This is a genomic window from Serratia sp. CY56464 (genome assembly GCF_052168435.1).
GTDB classification, from domain to species: Bacteria; Pseudomonadota; Gammaproteobacteria; order Enterobacterales; family Enterobacteriaceae; genus Serratia; species Serratia marcescens.
In genome coordinates this window covers 2,638,863-2,665,652 of sequence record NZ_JBJNMV010000001.1, presented here as the reverse complement: position 1 = coordinate 2,665,652, position 26,790 = coordinate 2,638,863, and the positions used below count along the sequence as shown (strand labels likewise).

The 26,790-nt window shown below is 60.8% G+C and carries 26 protein-coding genes; 14 read left to right on the top strand and 12 right to left on the bottom strand.

The genetic code is table 11. From position 1 onward, the window contains the following. Positions 1-35 precede the first annotated feature (35 nt). Positions 36-1,292, bottom strand: a complete 1,257-nt coding sequence (locus ACJ8KE_RS12980) for a mechanosensitive ion channel family protein (RefSeq protein ID WP_016928882.1) — start codon at positions 1,290-1,292, stop codon at positions 36-38. A 245-nt stretch (positions 1,293-1,537) separates the two neighbouring features. Between ACJ8KE_RS12980 and malZ the strand changes: the two genes are divergently transcribed. Beyond that, a complete protein-coding gene (gene malZ / locus ACJ8KE_RS12975; protein WP_097102665.1) occupies positions 1,538-3,361 on the top strand; it encodes a maltodextrin glucosidase in 1,824 nt (607 codons plus the stop codon). A 53-nt stretch (positions 3,362-3,414) separates the two neighbouring features. On the opposite strand, the gene ggt is transcribed toward malZ, so the two are convergent. The 3 genes from ggt to ACJ8KE_RS12960 form a co-directional block, all read right to left on the bottom strand. Continuing rightward, positions 3,415-5,178, bottom strand: a complete 1,764-nt coding sequence (ggt, locus tag ACJ8KE_RS12970) for a gamma-glutamyltransferase (protein WP_442517256.1) — start codon at positions 5,176-5,178, stop codon at positions 3,415-3,417. 234 nt (positions 5,179-5,412) lie between these two features. Then, a complete protein-coding gene (locus ACJ8KE_RS12965) occupies positions 5,413-6,015 on the bottom strand; it encodes a peroxiredoxin C (RefSeq protein WP_004940403.1) in 603 nt (200 codons plus the stop codon). A 229-nt stretch (positions 6,016-6,244) separates the two neighbouring features. Continuing rightward, on the bottom strand, positions 6,245-6,826 hold the full coding sequence (locus ACJ8KE_RS12960) for an acyl carrier protein phosphodiesterase (protein WP_016928879.1): 582 nt from the start codon (positions 6,824-6,826) through the stop codon (positions 6,245-6,247). 120 nt (positions 6,827-6,946) lie between these two features. Between ACJ8KE_RS12960 and queA the strand changes: the two genes are divergently transcribed. The 5 genes from queA (at position 6,947) to secF (ending at position 12,431) form a co-directional block, all read left to right on the top strand. Then, positions 6,947-8,017 (top strand): tRNA preQ1(34) S-adenosylmethionine ribosyltransferase-isomerase QueA, encoded by a 1,071-nt coding sequence (gene queA, locus ACJ8KE_RS12955; RefSeq protein ID WP_016928878.1) that lies wholly within the window; start codon positions 6,947-6,949, stop codon positions 8,015-8,017. Positions 8,018-8,089: 72 nt separating this feature from the next. Next, positions 8,090-9,214, top strand: a complete 1,125-nt coding sequence (gene tgt, locus ACJ8KE_RS12950) for a tRNA guanosine(34) transglycosylase Tgt (protein WP_016928877.1) — start codon at positions 8,090-8,092, stop codon at positions 9,212-9,214. Positions 9,215-9,247: 33 nt separating this feature from the next. After that, positions 9,248-9,580 carry a preprotein translocase subunit YajC gene (gene yajC / locus ACJ8KE_RS12945; RefSeq protein ID WP_004940391.1) on the top strand — a complete coding sequence of 111 codons (333 nt, stop codon included), beginning with the start codon at positions 9,248-9,250 and terminating at the stop codon, positions 9,578-9,580. A gap of 24 nt (positions 9,581-9,604) precedes the next feature. Further along, positions 9,605-11,452: a protein translocase subunit SecD gene (secD, locus tag ACJ8KE_RS12940; RefSeq protein ID WP_004940390.1), complete on the top strand. Its 1,848-nt coding sequence runs from the start codon at positions 9,605-9,607 to the stop codon at positions 11,450-11,452. A gap of 10 nt (positions 11,453-11,462) precedes the next feature. Continuing rightward, positions 11,463-12,431 (top strand): protein translocase subunit SecF, encoded by a 969-nt coding sequence (gene secF / locus ACJ8KE_RS12935; protein ID WP_004940389.1) that lies wholly within the window; start codon positions 11,463-11,465, stop codon positions 12,429-12,431. A 65-nt stretch (positions 12,432-12,496) separates the two neighbouring features. On the opposite strand, the gene ACJ8KE_RS12930 is transcribed toward secF, so the two are convergent. After that, the gene (locus ACJ8KE_RS12930) at positions 12,497-13,057 is read right to left on the bottom strand and encodes a DUF3251 domain-containing protein (RefSeq protein ID WP_016928875.1); all 561 of its coding nucleotides are present in this window, start codon (positions 13,055-13,057) and stop codon (positions 12,497-12,499) included. 174 nt (positions 13,058-13,231) lie between these two features. Between ACJ8KE_RS12930 and nrdR the strand changes: the two genes are divergently transcribed. From nrdR to pgpA, 6 genes are all read left to right on the top strand, one after another. Beyond that, entirely contained in the window at positions 13,232-13,681 is a 450-nt protein-coding gene (gene nrdR, locus ACJ8KE_RS12925) for a transcriptional regulator NrdR (protein ID WP_004940387.1), read from the top strand. Positions 13,682-13,691: 10 nt separating this feature from the next. Further along, on the top strand, positions 13,692-14,801 hold the full coding sequence (gene ribD, locus ACJ8KE_RS12920; protein WP_016928874.1) for a bifunctional diaminohydroxyphosphoribosylaminopyrimidine deaminase/5-amino-6-(5-phosphoribosylamino)uracil reductase RibD: 1,110 nt from the start codon (positions 13,692-13,694) through the stop codon (positions 14,799-14,801). Positions 14,802-14,908: 107 nt separating this feature from the next. Beyond that, positions 14,909-15,379 (top strand): 6,7-dimethyl-8-ribityllumazine synthase, encoded by a 471-nt coding sequence (ribH, locus tag ACJ8KE_RS12915; RefSeq protein ID WP_004940385.1) that lies wholly within the window; start codon positions 14,909-14,911, stop codon positions 15,377-15,379. 20 nt (positions 15,380-15,399) lie between these two features. After that, positions 15,400-15,816, top strand: coding sequence for a transcription antitermination factor NusB (gene nusB, locus ACJ8KE_RS12910; protein WP_004940384.1), 417 nt, complete (start codon positions 15,400-15,402; stop codon positions 15,814-15,816). A 51-nt stretch (positions 15,817-15,867) separates the two neighbouring features. Beyond that, positions 15,868-16,860, top strand: coding sequence for a thiamine-phosphate kinase (gene thiL, locus ACJ8KE_RS12905; protein ID WP_016928872.1), 993 nt, complete (start codon positions 15,868-15,870; stop codon positions 16,858-16,860). After that, positions 16,853-17,347, top strand: a complete 495-nt coding sequence (gene pgpA, locus ACJ8KE_RS12900; protein WP_016928871.1) for a phosphatidylglycerophosphatase A — start codon at positions 16,853-16,855, stop codon at positions 17,345-17,347. Before thiL ends, pgpA begins: the two co-directional genes overlap by 8 nt. 33 nt (positions 17,348-17,380) lie before the next feature. Here the strand turns inward: pgpA and ACJ8KE_RS12895 are convergent, their stop codons facing one another. From ACJ8KE_RS12895 to xseB, 4 genes are all read right to left on the bottom strand, one after another. Next, positions 17,381-18,355: an aldo/keto reductase gene (locus ACJ8KE_RS12895; RefSeq protein ID WP_016928870.1), complete on the bottom strand. Its 975-nt coding sequence runs from the start codon at positions 18,353-18,355 to the stop codon at positions 17,381-17,383. 106 nt (positions 18,356-18,461) lie between these two features. Next, entirely contained in the window at positions 18,462-20,327 is a 1,866-nt protein-coding gene (dxs, locus tag ACJ8KE_RS12890; RefSeq protein ID WP_028128213.1) for a 1-deoxy-D-xylulose-5-phosphate synthase, read from the bottom strand. A 34-nt stretch (positions 20,328-20,361) separates the two neighbouring features. Next, positions 20,362-21,282, bottom strand: a complete 921-nt coding sequence (gene ispA, locus ACJ8KE_RS12885; RefSeq protein WP_047728733.1) for a (2E,6E)-farnesyl diphosphate synthase — start codon at positions 21,280-21,282, stop codon at positions 20,362-20,364. Between the two features lie 5 nt (positions 21,283-21,287). Beyond that, entirely contained in the window at positions 21,288-21,551 is a 264-nt protein-coding gene (xseB, locus tag ACJ8KE_RS12880; protein WP_015376838.1) for an exodeoxyribonuclease VII small subunit, read from the bottom strand. Between the two features lie 160 nt (positions 21,552-21,711). Between xseB and thiI the strand changes: the two genes are divergently transcribed. Beyond that, the gene (thiI, locus tag ACJ8KE_RS12875) at positions 21,712-23,160 is read left to right on the top strand and encodes a tRNA uracil 4-sulfurtransferase ThiI (protein ID WP_004940377.1); all 1,449 of its coding nucleotides are present in this window, start codon (positions 21,712-21,714) and stop codon (positions 23,158-23,160) included. 65 nt (positions 23,161-23,225) lie between these two features. Here the strand turns inward: thiI and yajL are convergent, their stop codons facing one another. After that, the gene (yajL, locus tag ACJ8KE_RS12870; protein ID WP_016928867.1) at positions 23,226-23,816 is read right to left on the bottom strand and encodes a protein deglycase YajL; all 591 of its coding nucleotides are present in this window, start codon (positions 23,814-23,816) and stop codon (positions 23,226-23,228) included. Then, on the bottom strand, positions 23,779-24,690 hold the full coding sequence (gene panE, locus ACJ8KE_RS12865) for a 2-dehydropantoate 2-reductase (RefSeq protein ID WP_079449607.1): 912 nt from the start codon (positions 24,688-24,690) through the stop codon (positions 23,779-23,781). The genes yajL and panE overlap by 38 nt, the downstream gene beginning before the upstream one ends. 182 nt (positions 24,691-24,872) lie before the next feature. On the opposite strand from panE, the gene ACJ8KE_RS12860 reads away from it, so the two are divergent. Next, complete coding sequence (locus ACJ8KE_RS12860) at positions 24,873-25,364, top strand: YajQ family cyclic di-GMP-binding protein (RefSeq protein ID WP_004940373.1); 492 nt, start codon at positions 24,873-24,875, stop codon at positions 25,362-25,364. 34 nt (positions 25,365-25,398) lie between these two features. Here the strand turns inward: ACJ8KE_RS12860 and ACJ8KE_RS12855 are convergent, their stop codons facing one another. After that, positions 25,399-26,763, bottom strand: coding sequence for an MFS transporter (locus ACJ8KE_RS12855; RefSeq protein WP_028128216.1), 1,365 nt, complete (start codon positions 26,761-26,763; stop codon positions 25,399-25,401). Between the last annotated feature and the right edge of the window lie 27 nt (positions 26,764-26,790).

Sequence of the window (26,790 nt, the reverse complement as noted above, 5' to 3'; positions counted from 1 at the left end):
ATAATTACCAGCAGACACAGTTACGTCAGCCGACGTCAGGAAGCGTTCGCGCTTTGTCGCAGCATGCCGCGCAGGTCATTGCCGGTTGGCGTCTGATGCACGCGCAGGCCGAACTCGTCGATCACCGCCAGGATATGGTCGAAAATATCCGCCTGAATACTTTCGTACTCCGCCCAGACCGTGGTGTTGGTGAAGGCGTAGATTTCCAGCGGCAGGCCTTCCGGCGTCGGCGCCAGCTGGCGCACCATCAGCGTCATGTTTTGGTGAATGCGCGGGTGAGCGCGCAGGTAGGCTTCCAGATAGGCGCGCAGCGTGCCGAGGTTGGTGAGGCGGCGGCCGTTGAGCGGCGAGGCCAGATCGACGGCGATCTCCTGGTTGTGCTGGCTCAGCTCCTGGGTCTTAACGTTCAGATAGCTGTGCAGCAGCGGGTTGCGCTGCAGGCGGCGCTGTTCCTCTTCCGACAGGAAGTGCACGCTGCCGGTGTCGATATTCAAACTGCGCTTGATGCGGCGCCCGCCGGATTCCGACATCGACCGCCAGTTCTTGAATGAGTCGGAGATCAGCGCGTAGGTGGGGATGGTGGTGACGGTGTTGTCCCAGTTGCGCACTTTGACCGTGGTCAGGCCGATGTCGGTGACCGCGCCGTCGGCGCCGTATTTCGGCATTTCCAGCCAGTCGCCGATCTTCAGCATGTCGTTGGCGGAGAGCTGGATGCCGGCCACCAGCCCGAGGATCGGATCCTTGAACACCAACATCAAGACCGCGGTCATGGCGCCCAGGCCACTGAGCAGCAGCAGCGGCGATTTGCCCATCAGCAATGAGACGATCATGATGCCGATCAGGATCGCCGCCACCAGCTTCAGGCCCTGGAAAATGCCGCGCAGCGGCAGCTGATTGGAAATCGGGCTTTGGCGCAGCAGCGCCAGCAGCGTATCCAGCAGCGAGAACAGCGACAGCAGGGTGAAGGCGAGGATCCACACCTGCGCGGCGGTGACGATCACCGCCTGAGTCTGGCTGCCGCTCTGCAGCCACAGCGTCGCCTGGATGCTGATGATCACCCCTTGCAGCAGCAGCGCCACGCGCTGGAACAGTTTGTATTGGGTGATGGCCTGTTGCCAGACGCGCTGCGACTGCTGGCCACGGCGCTGAAGGGCCGCCAACACCACCCGGTGCAGCACCAGGTGGATCGCGACCGAGATCAGAACAATCAACCCCAATACCATCAACAGCGACATCACTCCGCCGAATTCCAAACCAAACTGTTCCAGCCAGCGCGTTATCTGTTGTTGCATTACCGCTCCTTAAAAAATGCGCAAAAAATATCCTGTAAACTTAAAACGCGTTAGCCTAAGGGGTAACGTGCAGGATTTGTGCCTGTTTACCTTTTTTTACATCAAGTTAGCGTTATTTTTCAGTCTCCGCCCCCCGGCTCATCCCCGGGTTTTGCGGCCAGAGAGGAGGGGGAGTTGCACTTAACGTGGCATTGTTCGTTTTTGAAGAACGCCGTCGATTTCGTTTGGTACAGCAGGAGAACAGTATGCTTAACGCCTGGCATCAACCGGTCCCGCCTTTTGTGGTGAAACAAGGGCAACGTTTGGATATCACGCTGTGGTTACAAGGGGATGAACTGCCGGAACGGGTATTTTTGCGCGCCGAACCGGACAACGAAGAGTGGCTGCTGACGATGAAAGCGCAGCGCCACGAGGGGATGCGGCGCTACCAGGCCAGCCTGACGCTGAATGAGGGCGAGCCGACGCGGCGTTACTGCTTCAAGCTGCTGTGGGCCGATCGCCAACAGTGGTTCGGCCCGCAGGGCTGGTCGCCAACGCCGCCGGGCCAGCTGGCGCAGTTCGCCGTCGACGATCCTGACAATGGCCCCGCGTGGGTGGCGGATCAGCTGTTCTACCAGATTTTCCCCGATCGCTTCGCCAGCAGCGGCGGCGAGCACGGCATCCAGAGCGGCAGCTATCGCCATCACGCGGCCGGCGCCGAGGTGATTCGGCGCGACTGGCAGCACCCGTTGGAGGATCGCCACGCCGCCTCGACCTTTTACGGCGGCGATCTGGATGGCATCAGCGCCAAACTGCCGTATTTGCAGCAGCTGGGCGTGACGGCGCTGTATTTGAACCCGATTTTTACCGCGCCGAGCGTGCATAAGTACGATACCGAGGACTATTACCAGGTCGATCCGCACTTCGGCGGCAACGCGGCGCTGCAGCGTTTGCGAGTGAGCACTCACAAAGTGGGCATGAAACTGGTGCTGGACGGGGTCTTCAACCACACCGGCGACTCGCACCCGTGGTTCGACCGCCATCGTCAGGGCGAAAACGGCGCCTGTCACCACCCCGATTCGCCGTATCGCGGTTGGTTCAACTTTTACCCGGACGGCCGCGCGCTCGACTGGAAGGGCAACGCCAGCCTGCCGAAGCTCAATTTCGCCGAGCCGCAGGTGGCGGAAGCGATTTATCAGGGGGAAGGCAGCGTGGTGCGTCACTGGCTGCGCCCGCCGTACAGCATCGACGGCTGGCGGCTGGACGTGGTGCATATGCTGGGGGAGAACGGCGGCGCCACCGGCAATCTGCGCCACCTGGCGGGCATCTATCAGGCGGTGAAGCAGGAGAATCCACAGGCCTATGTCTTGGGTGAGCACTTCGGCGACGCGCGCCGCTGGCTGCACGCCGGCGTGGAGGATGCGGCGATGAACTACATGGGGTTCGCGCTGCCGGTGCGGGCGTTTTTGGCGGGGCTGGACGTGGCCTACCACCCGGTGCGGCTGGACGCCGCCGGGTGCGCGCAGTGGATGGACGGTTACCGCGCCGGGCTGCCGCACAGCCGCCAACTGATCCAGTTCAATCAGCTGGACAGCCACGATACCGCGCGCTTCCTCACGCTGTTGCAGGGGAATGCGGCGCGCATGCAGATGGCGGCGGTGTGGTTGCTGAGCTGGATCGGCGTGCCTTGCCTCTATTACGGTGATGAGATTGGCCTGGATGGCGGCAACGATCCGTTTTGCCGCAAGCCGTTCCCATGGGACGTCGGCGACTGGGATCGGCCGTTGTTGACGCTGTTCCAGCGCATGGCGGCGCTGCGTAAACAGAGCCTGGCGTTGCGCCGAGGCGGCTGTCAGGTGCTGTACGCCAGCGGAGAAACGCTGGTGTTCGTGCGCCTGTATCAGCAGGAGCTGGTGTTGGTGGCGCTGCAGCGCGACGGCAGCGGCCAGGCGCAGTTGCCGCACAACCCGCTGTTGGCCCGCGGCCCGTGGCGGCGTGTGGAAGGGCGAGGCGAGTTGAGCGAAACGGCCGGCGGGTTGCGCCTGCAGTTGGCGGAAGAGTCGGCCACCGTGTGGCGCTGCGAGGGCTAAAGGGAGTGCGGGGGCAGAAACGCCCCCGCGGTTAAGGTGAGTAGGCGTTTACATCAGTAACCGACCGCGGAGCCTGCCGGGCGGCGCACGTCGTTGGCGCCGTACAGATAGCCTTCGCGCACTTTGCCGGATACCGCCGAATCGTTGCCGGAGTTGGCCGGGCTGACGCCCGCCGCGCCCGGCAAACCGACCAGAATCAGTTCGGCGGCGCCCCACGGCGTTTGCTCGACCATCTTGTAGCCCATGCCGCTCAGCAGCTTCAGCGTATCGGCGGAAACGCCGCGCTGTTCGTAGTACACCTCATCCGGCAGCCATTGGTGATGGATGCGCGGTGCGTCCACCGCTTCCTGCGGCGCCATGCCGTGGTCGATCACGTTCAACGCGGTCTGCAGGGTGATGGTGATGATGCGCGAACCACCCGGCGAGCCCAGCACCATAAAGATCTTGTTGTCCTTGGTTACCAGCGTCGGGCTCATTGACGATAGTGGGCGCTTACCGGGGGCAATGTTGTTGGCGGTGCCCTGCACCAGCCCGTACAGGTTTTTCTCGCCCACTTTGACCGTAAAATCGTCCATCTCATCGTTGAGGAAGAAGCCGGTGCCCGGTGCGATCACCACGGCGCCGAAGCGGCCGTTGACGGTATAGGTGGTGGAGACCGCGTTGCCGTCATGGTCGACGATCGAATAGTGGGTGGTTTCCGGCTTCTCATGCGGCTCCATGCCGGGCTGCACGTTTTCCGACGGCGTGGCCTTGTCCGCGACGATTTTCTTGCGGATCTGCTCGGCGTAGCTCTTGCTCACCAGTCGGTCGATCGGGTTCTTGATGAATTCCGGATCGCCAAGGTAGGTGTTGCGATCCATGTAGGCATGGCGCATCGCTTCGGTCATGGTGTGAATGGCCGCCGCCGAGTTGAAGCCCATGCTTTTCAGATCATAGCCTTCCACCACGTTGAGGATTTCGCACAGCGTCACGCCGCCGGAACTGGGAGGCGGCGCTGACACGAACTTGTAGCCGCGATAGCTGCAGGTGATCGGCGGGGTTTCGGTGACTTTATAGTTGGCGAAGTCGGCGGCGGTCAAAATGCCGCCGCCCTGTTTGGCCGCCGCCTCTACCGCCTGCGGGATCTTGCCTTTATAGAAGGCGTCGGTTCCGCCTTTGGCGATGGCTTCCAGCGTGTTGGCCAGATCGGTTTGCACCAGCTTGTCCCCCGGCTGCAGCGGGCTGCCGTCCGGGCGCAGGAAGATTTTGGCCGACTCGGGATCCTGCCTGAAGCGCGCGATGGTGGTGTCGAGGATATCGGTGTCGGCGCGGGTCAGCACAAAGCCTTCGCGCGCCAGCCTGATCGCCGGCGCCAGCACCTGTTCGCGGCTCAGTTTGCCGTACTTCTCACGCGCGGTTTCCATCCCCAGCACGGTGCCCGGCACGCCCGCCGCCAGATAGCCGTACAGGCTGGCGTCTTTCTTCACCTTGCCGTCGGCGTCCAGATACATGTTGGCGCTGGCCGCCGCCGGCGCGGTTTCGCGGAAGTTGATGAAGGTATCGGTGCCGTCCGCCAGGTGGACGGTCATAAAGCCGCCGCCGCCGATGTTGCCGCAGCAGGGGTTCACCACCGCTTGCGCATAGCCGACCGCCACGGCGGCGTCGATGGCGTTGCCGCCCATCTTCAGGATATCCACCCCGACCTGCGAGGCCAGATGCTGCGAGGTGACCACCATGCCGTTTTGGGCTTCCACCGCTGGGTTGGATGCCGCATACAGGCTGCCGCTGACCAGCAGCGCCGCCATGGTCAGGGGTTTGCTCCATTTCTGTAAAAACATAGTTATTCCTACCCTGTCAGTTTTTTATTGTGTTGTGTTTGCTTGCCGCTGTTCGCTTGCAAAGCGCGAGCCAGCGTTATTGATAGTAGCCGCAGATGGGCATTCGCGCGGCGAACTGGGCGGGAAATGTGAGCGGAAACAGGGAAATAAAGCACTGAAGACGGGCGGTCTGCCCCAAAAAGGGGCATAAAAAAACCGGCCGCGTGGGCCGGTTGATTCACTATCAGGCTGAAATTACAGCTTGGCAGCGTTTTCAGACAGGTATTTTGCCACGCCGTCTGGGGAAGCGCCCATACCTGCTTTGCCTTTTTCCCACTGAGCCGGGCAGACTTCACCGTGCTCTTCGTGGAATTGCAGCGCGTCAACGGTACGGATCATTTCGTCGATGTTACGGCCGATTGGCAGGTCGTTAACAACCTGAGCACGCACGATGCCGTCTTTGTCGATCAGGAAGGAGCCGCGCAGCGCAACGCCGGCTTCCGGGTGTTCGATGCCGTAAGCTTTCTGGATTTCACGCTTAACGTCAGCAACCATTGCGTATTTCACTTCACCGATGCCGCCTTTGTCGACAGGGGTTTTACGCCATGCGTTGTGGACGAATTCTGAGTCGAAGGAAACGCCAACCACTTCAACGCCACGCTTCTGGAACTCTTCATAGCGGTGATCGAAAGCGATCAGCTCGGAAGGGCATACGAAGGTGAAGTCCATTGGCCAGAAGAACAGCACGGCCGGTTTGCCGTTCAGGTGCTTCTTCAGGTTGAAGTTTTCAACGATTTCGCCGCTACCCAGTACGGCAGCTGCAGTGAAGTCAGGGGCTTGACGAGTTACCAGGACCATAATTACTCCTGTAATAGGTGTTAAAGGGTGGATGTAAAAACAAGGGCCAGTATAGGGGCCATGACTTGGTGAATAAAGGGTAAAAGACCAATCAATGAGATAGCTTTTACCTATCAAAGTCGTTGATATAATTTATCAAGCTTTAAAAATAACCTTTTCCTGCAAAAGGGCAAGCGGCAAAACGTAAATTCTTGCAATGCGCTGCAATTTCAAACGCTTGGGCTTGACCTCAGAGCGTTTTTTCCTTCGCCTGCTGCATCATTTTCGGATAAAACTGCCAGAAGTGTGTTTCAAGCTGATGATAATGTTGTTCGACGTCGGCGAACGAGCCGGCCAGCGCTTCGAGGCGTGGACGGCGGCTGGCCATGCCCTGCAATACCCGGGCGATGAACGGCAATTCGGCGTAGCGTTCCAGCCAGCGTTCCGGCCACAGATAGCCGTTCAGGTTCTGAAAACGCGGGGGCGTGAGCGGCAGGTAAGGTTCGATCTGGCTGCGGGCTTCCTGGGTAAACTGGTGCAGGTCGCGTGAAGGCTCCAACTGTTGCCAGTGGCGCGCCAGAAAATGGTCCCACACCACGTCGAGGGTGATCGGCGCCACGCGGCGGTAGGGGGCGCTGAAATAGTCGCGGCAGGCTTTCACCTGCGGCAGGCTGTCGGTCAGCACGTCGACGCGGCGGTGCATCATGATGCCGGCCACGACCTCGGGCTGGTAGTCGGCGGCGGGGTTGCCGCGAACGAAATCGGCCAGCAGGTTGCCCAGCAGCGAGCTGTCTGCCAGCATGGCCAGGTGAAGGTGAGCGAGAAAATTCATCCCTCAACTATACCTGAAGTCAGGCAAATCCTCCTTATTTCTTGCCGCTGACCGCCCCCGGCTTTAGACTAGGCCGCCTGTTTTTTACCAACCAGCCTTAAATTGAAGAAGTGAATACCCATGCGCGTCGCTGATTTTTCGTTTGAACTTCCCGAATCCCTGATTGCCCACTATCCCCAGGCCGAGCGCAGCGCATGCCGCCTGCTGCAGCTGGATGGGCCGAGCGGGGCGCTGACGCACGGCGTATTCACCGATCTGCTGGATAAGCTGGAAGCCGGCGACCTGCTGGTGTTCAACAATACCCGCGTGATCCCGGCGCGCATGTTCGGCCGCAAGGTCAGCGGCGGCAAGATAGAAGTGCTGGTGGAGCGCGTGCTGGACGACCATCGCGTGCTGGCGCACGTGCGCGCGTCGAAAGCGCCCAAGCCGGGCGCCGAGCTGCTGTTGGGGGATGACGAGAGCATCGCCGCCACCATGGTGGCGCGCCACGAGACGCTGTTCGAGCTGCGCTTCAACGACGAACGCGACGTATTCACCATTCTTAACGCGGCCGGCCACATGCCGCTGCCGCCTTATATCGCTCGCCCGGATGAAGACGCCGACCGTGAGCTGTATCAGACGGTCTACAGCGAGAAACCGGGCGCGGTCGCCGCGCCGACCGCCGGCCTGCACTTCGACGAACCGCTGCTGGCGGCGCTGCGCGCCAAAGGCGTGGAAATGGCGTTCGTGACGCTGCACGTCGGCGCCGGCACCTTCCAGCCGGTGCGCGTGGAAACCATCGAAGATCACGTGATGCACGCCGAATACGCCGAAGTGCCGCAGGACGTGGTGGATGCGGTGCTGGCCTGCAAAGCGCGCGGCAAGCGCGTCGTGGCGGTGGGCACCACCTCGGTGCGTTCGCTGGAAAGCGCCGCGGCGGCCAGCAAAGAGGCGCTGATTGCGCCGTTCTTCGGCGATACCAGCATCTTTATCTATCCGGGCTATCACTACCAGGTGATCGACGCGCTGGTGACCAATTTCCACCTGCCGGAATCGACCCTGATCATGCTGGTATCGGCCTTCGCCGGCTATAAAAATACCATGAACGCCTATCAGCAGGCGGTGGCCGAGCAGTATCGCTTTTTCAGCTACGGCGATGCGATGTTCATCAGCCGTAACCCGCAGGCGGAAAACGAGTCCGTCGGCGGTTAATTTCCCGGGCTGCGCCTACGGCGCGGCCCCGTTTCAACGACATCAGACTGTTTCTCTGATGCTGGAGGCTTTGTGAAGTACGAACTACAAACTACCGATGGCCGCGCACGCCGCGGCCGCCTGATTTTCGACCGCGGCGTGGTGGAAACCCCGGCCTTTATGCCGGTCGGCACCTACGGCACGGTCAAGGGCATGACGCCGGAAGAAGTGAAAGAGACCGGCGCGCAGATCCTGCTGGGCAACACCTTCCACCTGTGGCTGCGCCCGGGCCAGGAGATCATGAAGCTGCACGGCGATCTGCACGACTTCATGCAGTGGCCGGGCCCGATCCTCACCGACTCCGGCGGTTTCCAGGTGTTCAGCCTGGGGGCGATGCGCAAGATCAAAGAGGAAGGCGTGTACTTCCGCAACCCGATCAACGGCGACAAGGTGTTCCTGAGCCCGGAAAAATCGATGGAAATCCAGTATGACCTGGGTTCCGACATCGTGATGATCTTCGATGAATGTACGCCGTACCCGGCCGACTGGGACTACGCCAAGCGTTCGATGGAAATGTCGCTGCGTTGGGCGCAGCGCAGCCGCCAGCGTTTCGACGAGCTGGAAAATAAAAATGCGCTGTTCGGCATCATTCAGGGCGGCGTTTACGAAGATTTACGTGATGTTTCCGTCAAAGGGCTGGTGGATATCGGCTTTGACGGGTACGCTGTGGGCGGCTTGGCTGTAGGCGAGCCGAAAGAGGATATGCATCGCATTCTTGAACACGTTTGCCCGCAAATTCCGGAAGATAAGCCACGCTATTTGATGGGCGTCGGCAAGCCGGAAGATTTGGTGGAAGGCGTGCGCCGCGGCATCGACATGTTCGACTGCGTCATGCCGACCCGCAACGCCCGCAACGGCCATTTGTTCGTGACTGACGGTGTGGTAAAAATCCGTAATGCCAAGCACAAGGATGATACTTCTCCGCTGGATAAGGACTGTGATTGCTACACGTGTCGCCATTACAGCCGCGCCTACTTGCACCATCTCGACCGTTGCAACGAAATATTGGGTGCTCGACTGAACACAATTCATAACCTGCGTCACTACCAGCGCCTGATGGCGGGTTTACGCCAGGCTATCGAAGAGGGTAAATTAGAGCAGTTTGTTGCGGATTTCTATGGTCGGATCGGCAAGCCGATTCCGCCTTTAAACGCTTGATCTAATAATTGATAACTTAATGAGGGAATTTCAATGAGCTTTTTCATTTCTGACGCCGTCGCATCCGCAGGGGCTCCGGCTCAGGGAAGCCCGTACTCTCTGATCATTATGCTGGTGGTGTTCGGCCTGATCTTCTACTTCATGATCCTGCGCCCACAGCAGAAGCGCGCTAAAGATCACAAGAAGCTGATGGACTCCATCGGTAAAGGCGACGAAGTGCTGACCACCGGCGGCCTGATCGGTCGAGTGACCAAAGTGGCCGACACCGGCATCATCGCCATCGCGCTGAACGACACCACGGAAGTGATGATCAAGCGTGACTTCGTGGCGGCCGTTCTGCCGAAAGGTACCATGAAGGCCCTGTAATCTTTTTTCCCGAAGGGAATTGCCGTGCTAAACCGTTATCCTTTGTGGAAGTATCTGATGTTGATCGTCGTGATCCTCGTCGGTCTGCTTTATGCGCTTCCCAACATCTACGGTGAGGATCCGGCCGTACAAATCACTGGCGCGCGCGGCGTCGCCGCCAGTGAAACTACGCTGGACCAGGTCCGTACCGTATTAGAAAAAGACAACATCGCGAGCAAGTCGATTGCGCTGGAAAATGGCGCCATCCTGGCTCGCTTTAAAGATCCTGACGTTCAGCTGCGCGCCCGCGAAGCGCTGGTGACCGAGCTGGGTGACAAATTCGTCGTGGCGCTGAACCTGGCGCCGGCCACGCCGACCTGGCTGGCCATGCTGGGCGCAGAGCCGATGAAACTCGGCCTGGACCTGCGCGGCGGCGTACACTTCCTGATGGAAGTGGACATGGACACCGCGTTGAGCAAGCTGCAGGAACAGACCATGGATACCCTGCGCAGCGAGCTGCGCGAGAAGGGCATTCCTTACGCGTCTATCCGCAAGCTGGACAACAACGGCGTGGAAGTTCGCTTCCGCGACGATGCGGCTCGCGATCAGGCCATCAGCTACATCGGTCCGCGTCAGCGCGATCTGGTGCTGTCCGCCAACGGCGCCAACACCATGAAAGCCAACCTGACGGACGCCCGTCTGAGCGAAGCGCGCGAATACGCCGTCCAGCAGAACATCACTATCCTGCGTAACCGCGTCAACCAGCTCGGCGTCGCCGAACCGCTGGTGCAGCGCCAGGGCGCCGACCGCATCGTGGTTGAGCTGCCGGGCATTCAGGACACCGCGCGCGCCAAAGAAATTCTGGGCGCCACCGCGACCCTGGAGTTCCGCCTGGTGAACACCAATGCGGACGCCACTGCGGCGGCCAACGGCCGCGTGCCGGGCGACTCCGAGGTGAAATACACCCGTGACGGCCAGCCGATCGTGCTGTACAAGCGCGTGATCCTGACCGGTGACCACATCACCGACTCCACCTCGAGCACCGACGAATACAACCAGCCGCAGGTTAACATCTCGCTGGACAGCGCCGGCGGCACGTCCATGTCCAACTTCACCAAGGATAACATCGGCAAGCCGATGGCGACCCTGTTCGTGGAGTATAAGGACAGCGGCAAGAAAGACGCTAACGGCCGTGCGGTGCTGGTGAAACAGGAAGAAGTGATCAACGTGGCGAACATTCAGTCGCGTCTGGGCAACAGCTTCCGCATCACCGGCATCGGCAACCCGAACGAAGCGCGTCAGCTTTCGCTGCTGCTGCGTGCGGGTGCGTTGATCGCGCCGATTCAGATCGTCGAAGAGCGCACCATCGGCCCAACCCTGGGTCAGCAGAACATCACCCAAGGTCTGGAAGCCTGTCTGTGGGGCCTGGTGGCGTCTATCGTCTTCATGGTGGTCTGGTACCGTAAGTTCGGCGTGATCGCCACCACGGCGCTGGTCGCCAACCTGGTGCTGATCGTCGGCGTGATGTCCCTGTTGCCGGGGGCGACGCTGACCATGCCGGGTATCGCCGGGATCGTGTTGACGCTGGCGGTGGCGGTTGACGCCAACGTACTGATTAACGAACGTATCAAGGAAGAGCTGAAGAACGGCCGGTCCGTTCAGCAGGCGATCCATGAGGGCTATAAAGGCGCGTTCTCCAGTATCGTCGATGCCAACATCACCACCCTGATCACCGCGGTCATCCTGTACGCAGTGGGCACCGGTTCGATCAAAGGCTTTGCGATCACCACCGCTATCGGTGTGGCGACGTCCATGTTCACCGCGATTGTCGGTACCCGTGCCATCGTCAACCTGCTTTACGGCGGCAAACGCATTAACAAGCTGTCTATCTGAGGAGTGCGTTGTGGCACAGGATTATACTGTTGAGCAACTCAACTACGGCCGTAAAGTCTACGACTTTATGCGCTGGGACTATTTGGCCTTCGGCATCTCGTTGCTGCTGTTGGTCGCGTCGATCGTCACCATGTCGGTGCGCGGGTTTAACTGGGGTCTGGATTTCACCGGCGGTACGGTGATTGAAATCAACCTGGAGAAACCGGCTAACCTCGACCTGATGCGCGATACGCTGGAGAAGGCCGGGTTCCAGGATCCGATCATCCAGAACTTCGGCAGCAGCCGCGACGTGATGGTGCGCATGCCACCGGCGACCGGCACCGCAGGCCAGGAACTGGGCAACAAGGTGATCGGCGTGATCAACGACTCGGTGGATAAAAACGCCACCGTGAAGCGCATCGAGTTCGTCGGCCCGAGCGTGGGCAGCGAACTGGCGCAAACCGGCGGCATGGCGCTGCTGGTGGCGTTGATCTGTATCCTGATCTACGTCGGTTTCCGCTTCGAATGGCGCCTGGCGCTGGGGGCGGTTATCGCGCTGGCGCACGACGTGATCATCACGCTGGGCGTGCTGTCGCTGTTCCACATCGAGATTGACCTGACCATCGTCGCGTCCCTGATGTCGGTTATCGGTTACTCGCTGAACGACAGCATCGTGGTTTCCGACCGTATTCGTGAAAACTTCCGCAAGATCCGCCGCGGCACGCCTTACGAGATCATGAACGTGTCGTTGACCCAGACGCTGAGCCGTACGCTGATGACTTCCGGTACTACCCTGATGGTGGTGCTGATGCTGTACATCTTCGGTGGCGCGATGCTGCAAGGTTTCTCGCTGGCGATGTTGATCGGCGTGTCGATCGGTACCGTCTCCTCCATCTACGTCGCGTCCGCGCTGGCGTTGAAACTGGGGATGAAACGCGAGCACATGCTGCAGCAAAAAGTGGAAAAAGAGGGCGCGGATCAGCCTTCGATTCTGCCTTAACCGCCGCAGTATTCAGCGAAATGAAAAGGAGCGCCCATCGGCGCTCCTTTTTTTTGCTTTGGGTTTCAGCGTTGCTGCACCACCGCCGGTTGGGCGGTCGAAACCAGACTGTGCAGACGGATATAGCCCAATTGTTCCGGCGTCACGCCGCTGAAGCGCAGCTCAAAGTCCTGGCCGGGTTTCGGCAGCAGCGAATCGGCGCTGGCGATCGGTTGCGACAGCGCCTCGGCGGTCAGCGGCCGCCCGGTGGCGTCGTCCAGTTGGCCCCATTCCACCACCGCTTTGAACGGCGGCAGCGTGGCCTGTGAGAGGATGCGCACATGCAGCTGCGCCTGCGTGCCGTTGGCTTCGCTCTTGATGTGGCTCAGCGAAACGCTCAGCTCGCCGATGCCGCTCTGCAAACGGGCGGCGCTTCGGGCCGCCGGCAGCAGGTAGACGCCGTTGTCGGAGTGCTGATTGAGCATATTCTGCCGCTCCAGCGCGGTGGTTTGATCGGTCAGCACGCTCACTTTCTGGTTCAGCGCGGCGACCTGATGGCGCAGTTGAGGCACGGCGGCGTTGTGCGCGCAGCCTGCCAGCAACACGGCGGCGGCGAGCAGGGCGATTTTGGGGTAACAGGTTGTCATGACGGCGATTTCCTATGCTGAATCTCCTGCTATCAGCTTAGTCCGCTCGGAGGGGAAAGTCATATCGGCGCCGCTTCCCGGCGGCGTGTCGCAACAAATGGCCGCCGCCCTTTGTTGTGGCTGCACTTCGGGGTAAACTGCGTTTATCTATAAAAACGTTTATCAGGACGTGTTATGCATTGCCCTTTCTGCGCCGCCGTTGATACCAAAGTCATTGATTCCCGCCTGGTGGGGGACGGTTCGCAAGTGCGCCGCCGCCGCCAGTGTCTGGTGTGCAATGAGCGCTTCACCACCTTCGAGGTGGCCGAGCTGGTGATGCCGCGAGTGATTAAAAGCGATGAGGTGCGCGAGCCGTTCAACGAAGACAAACTGCGCCGCGGCATGCTGAAAGCGCTGGAAAAGCGCCCGGTAAGCTCGGACGATGTGGAAAACGCCCTTAATCATATCAAATCCCAACTGCGCGCCACCGGCGAACGCGAAGTGCCGACCAAACTGGTGGGTAATCTGGTGATGGACGCGTTGAAAAAGCTGGATAAGGTCGCCTACATTCGCTTTGCGTCGGTGTACCGCAGCTTCGAGGACGTGCGCGAGTTCGGCGAAGAGATTGCCCGCCTGCAAGACTAAAGGATCTTTCATGCATCACGACGAATTTTATATGGCGCGCGCCTTCGAACTGGCGCGCCTGGGGCGTTTCACCACCGCGCCCAATCCGAACGTCGGCTGCGTTATCGTGCGCGACGGCGAAATTGTCGGTGAAGGCTACCATCTGCGCGCCGGCGAGCCGCACGCGGAAGTGCACGCGCTGCGCATGGCGGGCGACAAGGCGCGCGGCGCCACCGCCTATGTGACGCTCGAGCCGTGCAGCCACCACGGCCGCACACCGCCCTGCGCCGATGCGCTGGTGGCCGCCGGCGTGACGCGGGTGGTCGCGGCGATGCAAGATCCCAATCCGCAGGTGGCGGGGCGCGGGCTGTACAAGCTGCAGCAGGCCGGCGTCGAAGTCCGTCATGGCCTGATGCTGGCCGAGGCCGAAGCGGTCAACCTGGGCTTCCTCAAGCGCATGCGCACCGGTTTCCCTTACGTGCAGCTGAAGCTGGGCGCGTCGCTGGACGGCCGCACGGCGATGGCCACCGGCGAGAGCCAGTGGATCACCTCACCCGAAGCGCGTCAGGACGTGCAGCGCCTGCGCGCGCAGAGCGCCGCGATTCTCAGCACCAGCGCCACCGTGCTGGCGGACGATCCGTCGCTGACGGTGCGTTGGGATGAGCTGGACGCCGAGACGCAGCGCCTCTATCCGCGCGAAAATCTGCGCCAGCCGCTGCGCATCCTGCTCGACAGCCAAAATCGCATCACCCCGCAGCACCGCGTGGTGCAGCAGCCGGGCGCTACCTGGCTGGCGCGCCTGCAGGCGGATGAACAGGCCTGGCCGCAAGAGGTCGAACAGTTTATCTGCCCGGCGCACGGCGGCGGCATTGATCTGGTGGTGATGATGATGCTGTTGGCCAAGCGCCAGGTGAATTCAATCTGGGTAGAGGCGGGCGCAATGCTGGCCGGCGCGCTGCTGCAGGCCGGCCTGGTGGATGAGCTCATTTTGTACATCGCGCCGAAACTGTTGGGCGATAATGGCCGTGGCCTGTGTCATCTGCCGGGCCTGGAACGGCTGGCCGACGCGCCGGAATTCGTCTTTAGCGACGTGCGCCAGGTCGGCCCCGATCTGCGTTTGCGCCTGCGGGCGAAACACTGAATCTCGCGCCCGCGCGCCGGTTTTACAAAAGCGCCGCGCAGGCGATGAAAGAATATGATAGAATCCGCCCCCCTGCGGGGTATTGAACCCATTTTTAAGGAAAGCCCATGAAAGTTATCGAAGGTGTTGTTGCTACTCCAAATGCCCGTGTGGCGATCGCAATTGCACGTTTTAACAATTTCATCAACGACAGCCTGCTGGAAGGCGCCATCGACGCGCTGAAACGCATTGGTCAGGTTGCTGACGACAACATCACCGTTGTCTGGGTCCCGGGCGCTTACGAGCTGCCGCTGACGGCGAGCGTATTGGCCAAAACCGGCAAATACGACGCGGTTATCGCGCTGGGCACCGTTATCCGCGGGGGCACCGCGCACTTCGAATATGTGGCGGGCGAAGCCAGCTCCGGCATCGGCAACGTTGCGATGAATGCCGAAATCCCGGTTGCCTTTGGCGTGCTGACCACCGAAAGCATCGAACAGGCGATCGAACGCGCCGGCACCAAAGCGGGCAACAAGGGCGCTGAAGCCGCGTTGACCGCACTTGAAATGATTAATGTTATCAAAGCTATTAAAGCCTGAATTTAGTTAAGGGGAATTCCGTGAAACCTGCTGCTCGTCGCCGCGCTCGTGAGTGCGCTGTTCAAGCGCTTTACTCTTGGCAGTTGTCTAAAAACGACCTTGCCGATGTTGAACACCAGTTCCTGACGGAGCAGGATGTCAAAGATGTTGACGTCGCCTATTTTCGCGAGTTGCTGTCCGGCGCGGCAGTGAATGCAGGTATGCTGGACGAACTGATGGCGCCATACCTGTCGCGTCAGCTCGAAGAGCTGGGCCAGGTGGAGCGCGCGGTGCTGCGCGTCGCGCTGTTTGAACTGAAGATGCGCGAGGATGTCCCTTACAAAGTGGCGATCAACGAAGCGATCGAGCTGGCGAAAACCTTCGGCGCGGAAGACAGCCACAAGTTTGTGAACGGGGTGCTGGATAAAGTGGCGCCAACCCTTCGCAAGAAAAAGTAAAACATTAAGGCCGGCATTCCCGGCCTTAATTTCTTCTCGTGGAATATCGATATGGCATGCGGCGAATTTGACCTCATTGCCCGCTATTTTGACCGGTTTAAGCGCGTGCGCCGGGATGTACAGTTGGGCATTGGAGATGACTGCGCACTGCTGGCAGTGCCGGAAAAACAGCTGGTGGCCGTCAGTACCGATACGTTGGTGGCGGGCGTGCACTTCTTGCCGGATATCGATCCGGCCGATCTCGGTTATAAAGCGCTGGCGGTCAATCTGAGCGATCTGGCGGCGATGGGCGCCGATCCGGCGTGGCTCTCGCTGGCCCTGACCCTGCCGGAGGTGAACGAACCCTGGCTGAAGGCCTTCAGCGACAGCCTGTTTGATCAGCTCAACTATTACGGCATGCAGCTGATCGGCGGCGATACCACGCGCGGCCCGCTGAGCATGACGTTAACCATTCAGGGTTTGATCCCGGCCGGTCGGGCGTTGACCCGCAGCGGCGCGCGCATCGGCGACTGGATCTACGTGACCGGCACGCTGGGCGACAGCGCCGCCGGTCTGGCGATCCTGCAGGATCGCCTGGCGGTGCCGGATGCGGCGGCGCGCGATTACCTGCTCGCTCGCCATCTGCGGCCGCAGCCGCGGGTGCTGCAGGGGCAGGCGCTGCGGGATCTGGCCAGCTCGGCGATCGACATCTCCGACGGCCTGATTTCCGATCTGAAACACATCCTGAAGGCCAGCGACTGCGGGGCGCGCATCGTGCTGGACGAGCTGCCGATGTCGCAGGCGCTGAGCAGCCACACCGACGCCGAGCAGGCGCTGCGCTGGGCGCTGGCGGGCGGCGAAGATTACGAGCTGTGCTTCACCGTGCCGGAGATCAACCGCGGCGCGCTGGAAGTGGCGCTGAGCCACCTCGGCGCCGACTACACCTGCATCGGCCAAATTGGTCCGCTGTCTGAAGGCATCCGCTATTATCGCGACGACGAAGCGGTAGAGCTGGACTGGGCCGGGTTCGATCATTTCAATGCGGAGCCGGGCACCCATGGATGAAGCCAAACGTCGGCTGCGGATGAGCAATCCGTGGCACCTGCTGGCCACCGGTTTTGGCAGCGGTTTGTCGCCGGTGATGCCGGGCACCATGGGATCGCTGGCGGCGATCCCGTTCTGGCTGCTGCTGATCCAGCTGCCGTGGCAGCTCTACTCGTTGGCGGTGATGTTCAGCATCTGTATCGGCGTCTATATTTGCCACCGCACGGCAAAAGACATGAAGGTGCACGATCACGGCAGTATCGTCTGGGATGAGTTCGTCGGCATGTGGATCACGCTGATGGCGCTGCCGATCAACGACTGGCGCTGGGTCGCCGCCGGTTTCGTCATCTTCCGCATTCTGGATATGTGGAAGCCGTGGCCGATCCGCTGGTTCGACCGCAACGTGCATGGCGGCATGGGCATCATGGTCGACGATATCATCGCCGGCGTGCTGTCCGCCGGCATCATCTACCTGATTGGCCACCACTGGCCTATCGGGCTGTTCTGACAGACGGGCGCGCTTCTTCGCGCCCGCTTCTCTTTATTCAAACCCTGTCACCCGGTGCGGCACGTAGGCCGTCTCCAGTTCCGCCACCTCTTGTGGCGACAAACTCAAATCGACCGCGGCGATGGCGTCATCCAACTGCTCGCTGCGTGAAGCACCGACGATCGGCGCGCTGACCGTCGGTTTGTTCAGCAGCCAGGCCAGCGCGATCTGCGCGCGTGAAACGCCACGTTCGTCGGCGAGGCTGGCGACGCGCTCGGCGATGATGGCGTCGATGCCTTCAGTGTCCTCGTACAGGCTCTTGCCGAACTGGTCGGAGACCAGCCGCGCGGTGGTTTCGCCCCAGGGGCGGGTCAGGCGGCCACGCGCCAGCGGGCTCCACGGCAGCACGGCGATGCCTTCGGCGGCGCACAGCGGGTGCATCTCGCGTTCTTCTTCGCGCTGGATCAGGTTGTATTGATCCTGCATGCTGACAAAGCGCGTCCAGCCGTGCAGATCGGCGGTATACAGCGCTTTGGCGAACTGCCAGGCGTACATCGAGGAGGCGCCGATGTATCGCGCTTTACCGGCTTTCACCACGTCGTGCAGCGCTTCCAGCGTTTCTTCCAGCGGCGTTTCGTAATCCCAGCGATGGATCTGCAGCAAATCGACATAGTCGGTGCCCAGGCGCCGCAGGCTGTCGTCGATGGACTGCATGATCTTGGCGCGCGACAAACCGCGCTCCAGGTTGCTCAGCGGGAAATAGACCTTGGTGGCGATCACCACGTCCTCGCGGCGCGCATAGTCGCGCAGCGCCCGACCGAGGATCTCCTCGCTGCTGCCGTCGGAATAGCTGTTGGCGGTGTCGAAAAAGTTGATGCCGGCTTCCAGCGCCTGTTTCAGCAGCGGGCGGCTGCTCTCTTCCGGCAACGTCCAGGCGTGATTGCCGCGATTCGGTTCGCCGTAGGTCATGCAACCCAGGCAGATGCGCGAAACGTTCAGATCGGTGTTGCCCAGTTTCAGGTACTTCATGTTTGCCTCCCATTCACAGCTCAGACAGTAACTGTAGCGCGGATCCCGGAGGGCGGAAACGAAAACGCCTCCGAGAGCGGAGGCGTTTTTTCAGGCGCGGGGGGGATTACTGCGCCAGCCAGGTTTCGATTTGGCGCTGAATGCCGGCGGCGTCCAGCCCCAGATCGGCGCGCAGCTCTTCCTGGCTGCCCTGCGAGACGAAGCTGTCAGGCAGACCGAGGTTCAGCACCGGCACCGGCCGGCGTTTGGCCATCAGCAGTTCGTTGACGCCGCTGCCAGCGCCGCCCATGATGGCGTTTTCTTCCAGCGTCACCAGCGTTTCATGGCTGGCGGCCAGTTCGAGCACCAACTGCTCGTCCAGCGGCTTGACGAAGCGCATGTCGACCAGCGTGGCGTTGAGCGCTTCCGCCGCTTGCGCGGCCTCCGGCAGCAGAGTGCCGAAGTTGAGAATGGCGATCTTTTCCCCCTGGCGGCGCACCACGCCTTTGCCGATCGGCAGCATGTTGAGCGGCTCCAGCGCCGCGCCGGTGCCGGTGCCGCGCGGATAGCGCACGGCGCTCGGGCCGGCATTGTAGTGATAGCCGGTATACAGCATCTGGCGGCATTCGTTTTCGTCGCTCGGCGTCATGATCACCATGGTCGGGATACAGCGCATGAACGACAGATCGAACGCACCCTGGTGAGTCTGACCATCGGCGCCGACGATGCCGCCGCGATCGATGGCGAACATCACCGGCAGGTTTTGGATCGCCACGTCGTGGATCAGTTGGTCGTAGGCGCGTTGCAGGAAGGTGGAATAGATCGCCACCACCGGCTTGTAGCCGCCGATCGCCAGCCCGGCGGCGAAGGTGACCGCGTGCTGCTCGGCGATCGCCACATCAAAATATTGCTGCGGGTAGTCGCGGGAGAACTGCACCATGCCGGAGCCTTCGCGCATCGCCGGCGTGATCGCCATCAGCGAGCTGTCTTTGGCGGCGGTTTCACACAGCCAGTCGCCGAAGATTTTCGAATAGGTCGGCAGACCGCCGGCGCTTTTCGGCAGCGTGCCGCTGGCGGGATCGAACTTCGGCACCGCGTGGAAGCTGATCGGATCCTTTTCCGCCGGCGCGTAGCCACGGCCTTTCTTGGTCATGATGTGCAACAGCTGCGGGCCTTTCAGATCGCGCATGTTTTTCAACGTGGCGACCAGCCCCTGCACGTCGTGCCCGTCTACCGGGCCGATGTAGTTGAAGCCCAGCTCTTCGAACAGCGTGCCCGGCACCACCATGCCTTTCAGGTGCTCTTCGGTACGTTTCACCAGCTCCTTGATCGGCGGCACGCCGGCCAGCACTTTCTTGCCGCCTTCGCGCAGGGTGGAGTAAAGCTTGCCGGACAGCAGCTGCGCCAGATGGTTGTTCAGCGCGCCGACGTTTTCCGAGATCGACATCTCGTTGTCGTTCAGCACCACCAGCATGTCCGGATTGATGTCGCCGGCGTGGTTCATCGCTTCAAACGCCATGCCGGCGGTGATGGCGCCATCGCCGATCACGCATACCGTGCGGCGGCCTTTGCCTTCACGCTCCGCCGCCACCGCCATGCCGAGGCCGGCGCTGATCGAGGTTGACGAATGGCCGACCGACAGCACGTCGTATTCGCTTTCGGCACGCCACGGGAAGGGGTGCAAGCCGTTCTTTTGCCGGATAGTGGCGATCCGGTCGCGGCGACCGGTCAGAATTTTGTGCGGGTAGGCCTGGTGGCCGACGTCCCACACCAGATGATCGAACGGCGTGTTGTAGACGAAATGCAACGCCACCGTCAGTTCGACGGTACCCAGCCCGGAGGCAAAGTGGCCGCTGGAGCGACTGACGCTGTTCAGCAGATATTGCCGCAGCTCATCGCACAGCTTCGGCAAGCTCTCTTTGGGCAGTGAGCGGAGTTCCTCGGGGTTTTCCGCTAGCGCCAGGGTTGGGTATTTGGCTATATCAAGACTCATTCGATACTCATATCAGAGGAGTTAACGTCACACGTTAATTGTCGCGTTCAATAATGAAGCTGGCTAACGCTCGCAATGGCGCTGTGTTGTAAGATTGCGCTGCCAAAGTGTCTAATGCAGCTAATGCTTCCTGATAGAGATCCCACGCTTTTGCTTTCGCGCTGTCAAGCCCGAGCAACGCCGGGTAGGTACTCTTTCCGTGTTGTTGGTCCGCTCCCTGGCGCTTGCCGATCTTTTCAGTCTCGCCGACAACGTCCAAAATGTCATCCTGCACCTGGAACGCCAGGCCAACCGCGGCGGCATATCGATCCAGCTGCGGCAGCGCCGCTCGCCCGGCTTCGCCGGCGCTCAGCGCGCCCAGGCGCACCGCCGCGCGGATCAGCGCGCCGGTTTTGTGGCGGTGGATCTGTTCCAGCGCCTGCAGATCGACGCGCTTGCCTTCAGCTTCCAGATCCAGCGATTGGCCGCCGCACATGCCGGCTACGCCGCTGGCGGTCGCCAGTTCGGAAACCATCGCCAGCCGATCGCGCAGCGCCACGTCAGGCATCTCGGCATCGGCCAGGATCGAAAACGCCAGCGTTTGCAGCGCATCGCCGGCCAGGATCGCGTTGGCTTCACCGAATTTAATGTGGCAGGTCGGCTGGCCGCGGCGCAGATCGTCGTCGTCCATCGCCGGTAGATCGTCATGGATCAGCGAGTAGGCGTGAATGCATTCCACCGCCGCCGCCGGCGCGTCCAGGTTGGCCAGCGATACGCCGAACATCTGGCCGGTGGTGTACACCAGGAACGGGCGCAGGCGCTTGCCGCCCAGCAAGGCGCCATGACGCATCGCCGCCACCATGTTGCCGTCGTTGAACGGCAGCGGGGCGATGAAGTCCAGCAGCGCGCGATCGGCGCGCTGGCGGAAAATCTGCAGTTGATCGGCAAAAGCGGCCGATGGGGCGATCTCAGACATGTCGGTTACTCGGCATCCGGTGTGAAAGGCGCCAGCGCCGCATCGTCGGCGCTGTCGTTAAGAAGTATCTGCACACGCTGTTCCGCCTGTTGCAGTTTCTGCTGGCCTTGGCGCGCCAGCTGCACGCCGCGTTCGAATTCGTTCAGCGCGTCTTCCAGCGGCAGTTCGCCCGACTCCAGACGCGTCACGATGCTTTCCAGCTCGCCGAGGGCGCTTTCAAAGCTGGCTGTTTGCTCTGTACTGGCTGATTGTGCTGGTTTTTTCGGCATAATTTTCTTTTTACGTCATCATGTGAACCGTGGCGCCAGAGCCTATCCTAGCGGATCTTGATTAGCAAATCATGGCGCTCATGTGTGGTTTTGTGCGCAGAGCGCGGCGATATGGTGATATACTCCGCGCCGTAATTCTTATCTGACAACAAAGACCGCCATGAAGTTTATCATTAAATTGTTCCCGGAAATCACCATCAAGAGCCAATCTGTGCGCTTGCGCTTTATCAAGATTCTCTCGACCAATATTCGCAACGTCCTGAAGCAGTATGATGAAACGCTGGCGGTCGTCCGTCACTGGGATCATATCGAAGTTCGCGCCAAAGATGAAAACCAACGGCCGATCATCGCCGACGCGCTGACGCGCATTCCCGGCATCCACCATATTCTGGAAGTGGAAGATCGCGCTTATACCGACATCCACCACATCTTCGAGCAGACGCTGGAAGCCTACCGCGCCCAGCTGGAAGGCAAAACCTTCTGCGTGCGCGTCAAGCGCCGCGGCAAGCAGGCGTTCAATTCGCAGGACGTGGAGCGTTACGTCGGCGGCGGCCTGAACCAGCATATCGAGAGCGCGCGCGTTAACCTGACCCGCCCGCAGGTCACGGTAAATCTGGAGATTGAAGACGACAAGCTGATGCTGGTCAAACGCCGCCTCGAAGGCATCGGCGGTTACCCGGTCGGCACCCAGGAAGACGTGATGTCGCTGATTTCCGGCGGTTTCGACTCGGGCGTGTCCAGCTATATGCTGATGCGTCGCGGCTGCCGCGTGCACTTCTGCTTCTTTAACCTGGGCGGCGCCGCGCATGAGATTGGCGTGAAGCAGGTGGCGCACTATCTGTGGAACCGTTTCGCCAGTTCGCACAAGGTGCGCTTCGTCGCCATCGACTTCGAACCGGTGGTGGGCGAGATCCTGGAGAAAGTCGACGACGGCCAGATGGGCGTGGTGCTCAAGCGCATGATGGTGCGCGCCGCTTCGCAAGTGGCCGAACGCTACGGCGTGCAGGCGCTGGTAACCGGTGAAGCGCTGGGGCAGGTGTCCAGCCAGACGCTGACCAACCTGCGCTTGATCGACAATGCGTCCGATACGCTGATCCTGCGTCCGCTGATCTCGCACGATAAAGAGCACATCATCAAACTGGCGCGTGAAATCGGCACCGAAGACTTCGCCAAAACCATGCCGGAATACTGCGGCGTGATTTCGAAGAGCCCGACGGTAAAAGCCGTCAAGGCGAAGATTGAAGAGGAAGAAAGCCACTTCGATTTCAGCATTCTCGATCGGGTGGTGAGCGAGGCGAAGAATGTCGATATTCGCTCCATCGCCGAGCAGGCGCAGGAGCAGGTGACCGAGGTAGAAACCGTTGCGGCCTTCGGCGCCGACGAGGTGATCCTGGATATCCGTTCCAACGACGAGCAGGAAGAGAAGCCGTTGCAGCTGGAACAGGTTGAAGTTAAAGCGTTGCCGTTCTACAAGCTGAGCACCCAGTTCGGCGATCTGGACCAAAGCAAAACCTACCTGCTGTACTGCGAGCGCGGCGTGATGAGCCGTCTGCAGGCGTTGTACCTGCTGGAGCAGGGCTTCAGCAACGTGAAGGTTTATCGCCCGTAACGCGCGGAGCGCCATAAACGATGAGGGCTGAACCGATGTTCAGCCCTTTTTTATCGGCAAGCCGCTCAGTCGCGGAAATCGTACATTCCCGGGATCAGCACCAGCTGCGCGGCGATCTCCGCCGCTTTGGCCTTGCCGAGCAGCAGGTCTATCAGCTTCAGCGCGAACTCCATCGCGGTGCCCGGCCCCTGGCTGGTGAGCAGGTTGACGCGCGCGTCGTACACCACGCGGCGCTCCATCCATTTTTCCGCCGGTATCTGGTCTTTCAGGCCCGGGAAGCCGGTCATGTTGCCGACCGGGAACAGAGCGTGGTGCTGCAGCACCAGCGCCGGCGCCGCACAGATGGCGGCGACGATATTCCCCTGCAGGTGCATCTGCCGCACTTTTTCCACCAGCAACGGGCTGTCGCGGAAGCATTCTGCGCCTTTCAGGCCGCCGGGCAGCACGATGGCGTCGAAAGGCTCATCGACGATCGCCACCAGCGGCGCATCGGCCAGCAGTTTGACGCCGCGTGAACAGACGATAGTCAGCTCGCCGTCGCCGGCGACGCTGGCGGTAGTGACTTTTACGCCCGCCCGCACCAGCAGATCGATGGTGGTGACGGCTTCGGTTTCTTCGCTACCAGGTGCCAGGCAAACCAGCGCCGATACGCTCATATTCATTTTCCTTTCGTTTAATCAATTCAAACAGCCGCGCATTCTCCGGCAGCGTGAGGCCGTGGCTGCGCGCGCGGCGCAGCAGGTAGCCGGTGATGTAGTCGATCTCGGTGTGTCGCTGGCTGCGGATATCCTGCAGCATCGACGAAACGTTGTCGGCGGTGCTGTGGATCACGTCCATCACATATTGCATCAGGCCTTCGCAGGAGGTGTGGTAGCCCTCCATCGCCATCACGCTGGCGACTTCACGACACAGCGCTTCGATTTGCTCCGGGTAGCGCTGCAGATCGCCGTTGCGACAGCCGTAGAGCGCCGTCAGCGGGTTGATCACGCAGTTGACCGCCAGCTTGCGCCAGTTGGCCGAGGCGATATTGTTGTGCCAGGCAACGTCAGGCAAAGCCTGATGCAGCACTTCCGCCAGGTGGCTGAGGTGCTGGGCGGCCGGCGAGGTTGGGCCGATGTGGGTGATGCCGGTGGCGACGTGGATAATGGTGCTGCCTTCGTGGCGCGCGGCGTGGGTGGTGGTGCCCTGCAGGATGGGCTGGCCGTTTGGCGGCAGTTCCTCCTGGGTGCCCATGCCGTTATGCAACAGCAAAATGGCGCACTGAGGGTTCAGCTTCGGCAGCAGCGCGCTGACCGCACTGGACACCTGCCAGGCTTTCAGCGTCACCAGCAGCAGCTCGCTCTGCGCGAGGTGCTCAGGATCGTTGGTGGGCAAATTGCGATTAAACGAGACGCCTTCCGGCTCGATCACGTTCACGGCGCAAAAAGGCTGCGGCACTCTTAGCCATCCCTGTACATCGTGGCCCTGCTGATACAGCCGGGAGAGCCACAGTTGTCCGAGCGCGCCGCAACCAAGAATGGTTATTTTCATTCAGTCTCCTTGGAAACACGGGAATACCGCTCAATTACCGTGATTTAACTATAGGCTTTATGGCAGCCTGAAGCGCTATCCCTGCGTGCGTTCAGCAGATTTTGTCTGAGGCGGCAAAGCGGTTATCATGCTCGGCATCAAAATCGCCTAAGCTATTAGGCACTCATTCAGGAGGAAGAAGTATGCCATCTTTCGACATCGTTTCCGAAATTGATATGCAGGAAGTGCGTAACGCCGTTGAGAACGCCACCCGCGATCTCGGCACCCGCTGGGATTTTCGCAACGTGCCGGCCAGCTTTGAGCTAAACGAGAAAAACCAAAGCATTAAGGTTGCCACCGAGTCTGATTTTCAGGTGCAGCAGCTGCTCGACATTCTGCGCGAAAAGCTGAGCAAGCGCAGCATCGACGGCGCCGCGCTGGAGATCCCGGAAGAGTTTACCCACAGCGGTAAAACCTACAGCGTGGAAGCCAAGCTGAAGCAGGGGATTGAAACCTCTGTAGCGAAGAAAATCGTCAAGCTGATCAAAGACAGCAAGCTGAAGGTGCAGGCGCAGATCCAGGGCGAAGAAGTGCGGGTGACCGGCAAATCACGCGACGACTTGCAGAGCGTGATGGCGCTGGTGCGCGGCGGCGATCTGGGGCAGCCGTTCCAGTTCAAGAACTTCCGCGATTAATCTCTACGGGGCCGGCATTGCCGGCCCCGTTTCTTTACAGCGAATTGACCAGCGCTTCCAACTGACCGCGATTGGTCTGCTTGGTGTCCACCTTGACGTAGGCGCTGCGCTCTTCCGGCACCACGATCGCCTCGGCCACGCCGGGCTGCGCCTTCAGGCGGCTTTCCAGCGCCGAATCCTTCACCGCCAGTTCCGACAGCGTAATGCGCAGGCTGCTGACATACGGCGGCTCTTTCATGGTGCTGCTGACCAGGAACCAGACGGCGGCCAACACGGCACCAGCGATAAACACCAAGCCTGCCCCCTGCAAACCGTACAGCCAGCCGCCGAGGCTGCCGCCGATCGCCACGCCGATAAACTGGCTGGTGGAGTAGACCCCCATCGCGGTGCCTTTGTAGCCGGCCGGTGACTCTTTGCTGATCAGCGAAGGCAGAATGGCTTCCATCACGTTGAAGGCCATAAAGAACAGCTGTACGCCGGCGATGATGCCCCACAGGTGCGCGCCGGAGAGCCACAGCAGCACTTCGGCGCAAAACAGCACCGCCACGCAGCCCATAAACACCTGCTTCATGCGGCGATACTTTTCGGCATAGATGATGAACGGCACTACGGCGGCGAACGACACCAGCATGGTCACCAGGTAGACGATCCAGTGTTCGCTGGCCGCCAGCCCGGCTTTCTCCATCGCCAGCGGCAGCGCCACGAAGCTCGACATCAGCAGGATATGCAGGCACATGATGCCGAAGTTGAGCTTCAGCAGGCGCGAGTTACTCAGCACTTTGCGGAAGCTGCCGCGCACGATGCTGGACTCGCGGTTCAACAGATGGGTATCGGCGGAAGGCACTACTGCCAGAGTGATGACGATGCCGGCCAGCGCCAGCACGGCGATCATCCAGAACAACGCATGTAAGCCAAAGGCATGAGTGATGATAGGGCCCAGAACCATGGCGATGGCGAAGGTGATACCGAAGCTGACGCCGATGAACGCCATCGCTTTGGTGCGGTTCTGCTCGCGGGTCAGATCGGAGAGCAGCGCCATTACCGCGGCGGCGATCGCGCCGGAGCCTTGCAACGCGCGGCCGAGGATCACGCCCCAGATAGAGTCAGTGACCGCGGCGATCACGCTGCCGAGGGCAAAAATCAGCAGGCCGCCGACGATCAGCGGCTTGCGGCCGATGCGATCGGACACCAGGCCGAACGGGATCTGAAACACCGCCTGCGCCAGGCCGTAGATGCCGATGGCGATGCCGATCAGCGCTTCGCTGGCGCCGTTGAGCGCCATGCCGTAGGTGGTCAGCACCGGCAATACCATAAACATGCCGAGCATGCGCAGGGAGAATACGGTGCCCAATCCCCAGGTAGCGCGGCGCTCCTGCGGGGTCATTGAATTATCGTTCACATCAAACCTCGGTAAAAACCATGCCAT

What these genes read in the sequence shown, in the direction of transcription:
- panE (WP_079449607.1), bottom strand. Translation starts at nt 24,690, where the DNA reads ATGAAAATAACCATTCTTGGTTGCGGCGCGCTCGGACAACTGTGGCTC.
- ispA (WP_047728733.1), bottom strand. Translation starts at nt 21,282, where the DNA reads ATGTCTGAGATCGCCCCATCGGCCGCTTTTGCCGATCAACTGCAGATT.
- ACJ8KE_RS12895 (WP_016928870.1), bottom strand. Translation starts at nt 18,355, where the DNA reads ATGAAGTACCTGAAACTGGGCAACACCGATCTGAACGTTTCGCGCATC.
- ribD (WP_016928874.1), top strand. Translation starts at nt 13,692, where the DNA reads ATGCATCACGACGAATTTTATATGGCGCGCGCCTTCGAACTGGCGCGC.
- dxs (WP_028128213.1), bottom strand. Translation starts at nt 20,327, where the DNA reads ATGAGTCTTGATATAGCCAAATACCCAACCCTGGCGCTAGCGGAAAAC.
- malZ (WP_097102665.1), top strand. Translation starts at nt 1,538, where the DNA reads ATGCTTAACGCCTGGCATCAACCGGTCCCGCCTTTTGTGGTGAAACAA.
- ACJ8KE_RS12930 (WP_016928875.1), bottom strand. Translation starts at nt 13,057, where the DNA reads ATGACAACCTGTTACCCCAAAATCGCCCTGCTCGCCGCCGCCGTGTTG.
- xseB (WP_015376838.1), bottom strand. Translation starts at nt 21,551, where the DNA reads ATGCCGAAAAAACCAGCACAATCAGCCAGTACAGAGCAAACAGCCAGC.
- pgpA (WP_016928871.1), top strand. Translation starts at nt 16,853, where the DNA reads ATGGATGAAGCCAAACGTCGGCTGCGGATGAGCAATCCGTGGCACCTG.
- thiL (WP_016928872.1), top strand. Translation starts at nt 15,868, where the DNA reads ATGGCATGCGGCGAATTTGACCTCATTGCCCGCTATTTTGACCGGTTT.
- queA (WP_016928878.1), top strand. Translation starts at nt 6,947, where the DNA reads ATGCGCGTCGCTGATTTTTCGTTTGAACTTCCCGAATCCCTGATTGCC.
- ACJ8KE_RS12960 (WP_016928879.1), bottom strand. Translation starts at nt 6,826, where the DNA reads ATGAATTTTCTCGCTCACCTTCACCTGGCCATGCTGGCAGACAGCTCG.
- ACJ8KE_RS12860 (WP_004940373.1), top strand. Translation starts at nt 24,873, where the DNA reads ATGCCATCTTTCGACATCGTTTCCGAAATTGATATGCAGGAAGTGCGT.
- yajC (WP_004940391.1), top strand. Translation starts at nt 9,248, where the DNA reads ATGAGCTTTTTCATTTCTGACGCCGTCGCATCCGCAGGGGCTCCGGCT.
- nrdR (WP_004940387.1), top strand. Translation starts at nt 13,232, where the DNA reads ATGCATTGCCCTTTCTGCGCCGCCGTTGATACCAAAGTCATTGATTCC.
- yajL (WP_016928867.1), bottom strand. Translation starts at nt 23,816, where the DNA reads ATGAGCGTATCGGCGCTGGTTTGCCTGGCACCTGGTAGCGAAGAAACC.
- thiI (WP_004940377.1), top strand. Translation starts at nt 21,712, where the DNA reads ATGAAGTTTATCATTAAATTGTTCCCGGAAATCACCATCAAGAGCCAA.
- ggt (WP_442517256.1), bottom strand. Translation starts at nt 5,178, where the DNA reads ATGTTTTTACAGAAATGGAGCAAACCCCTGACCATGGCGGCGCTGCTG.
- ribH (WP_004940385.1), top strand. Translation starts at nt 14,909, where the DNA reads ATGAAAGTTATCGAAGGTGTTGTTGCTACTCCAAATGCCCGTGTGGCG.
- ACJ8KE_RS12965 (WP_004940403.1), bottom strand. Translation starts at nt 6,015, where the DNA reads ATGGTCCTGGTAACTCGTCAAGCCCCTGACTTCACTGCAGCTGCCGTA.
- ACJ8KE_RS12980 (WP_016928882.1), bottom strand. Translation starts at nt 1,292, where the DNA reads ATGCAACAACAGATAACGCGCTGGCTGGAACAGTTTGGTTTGGAATTC.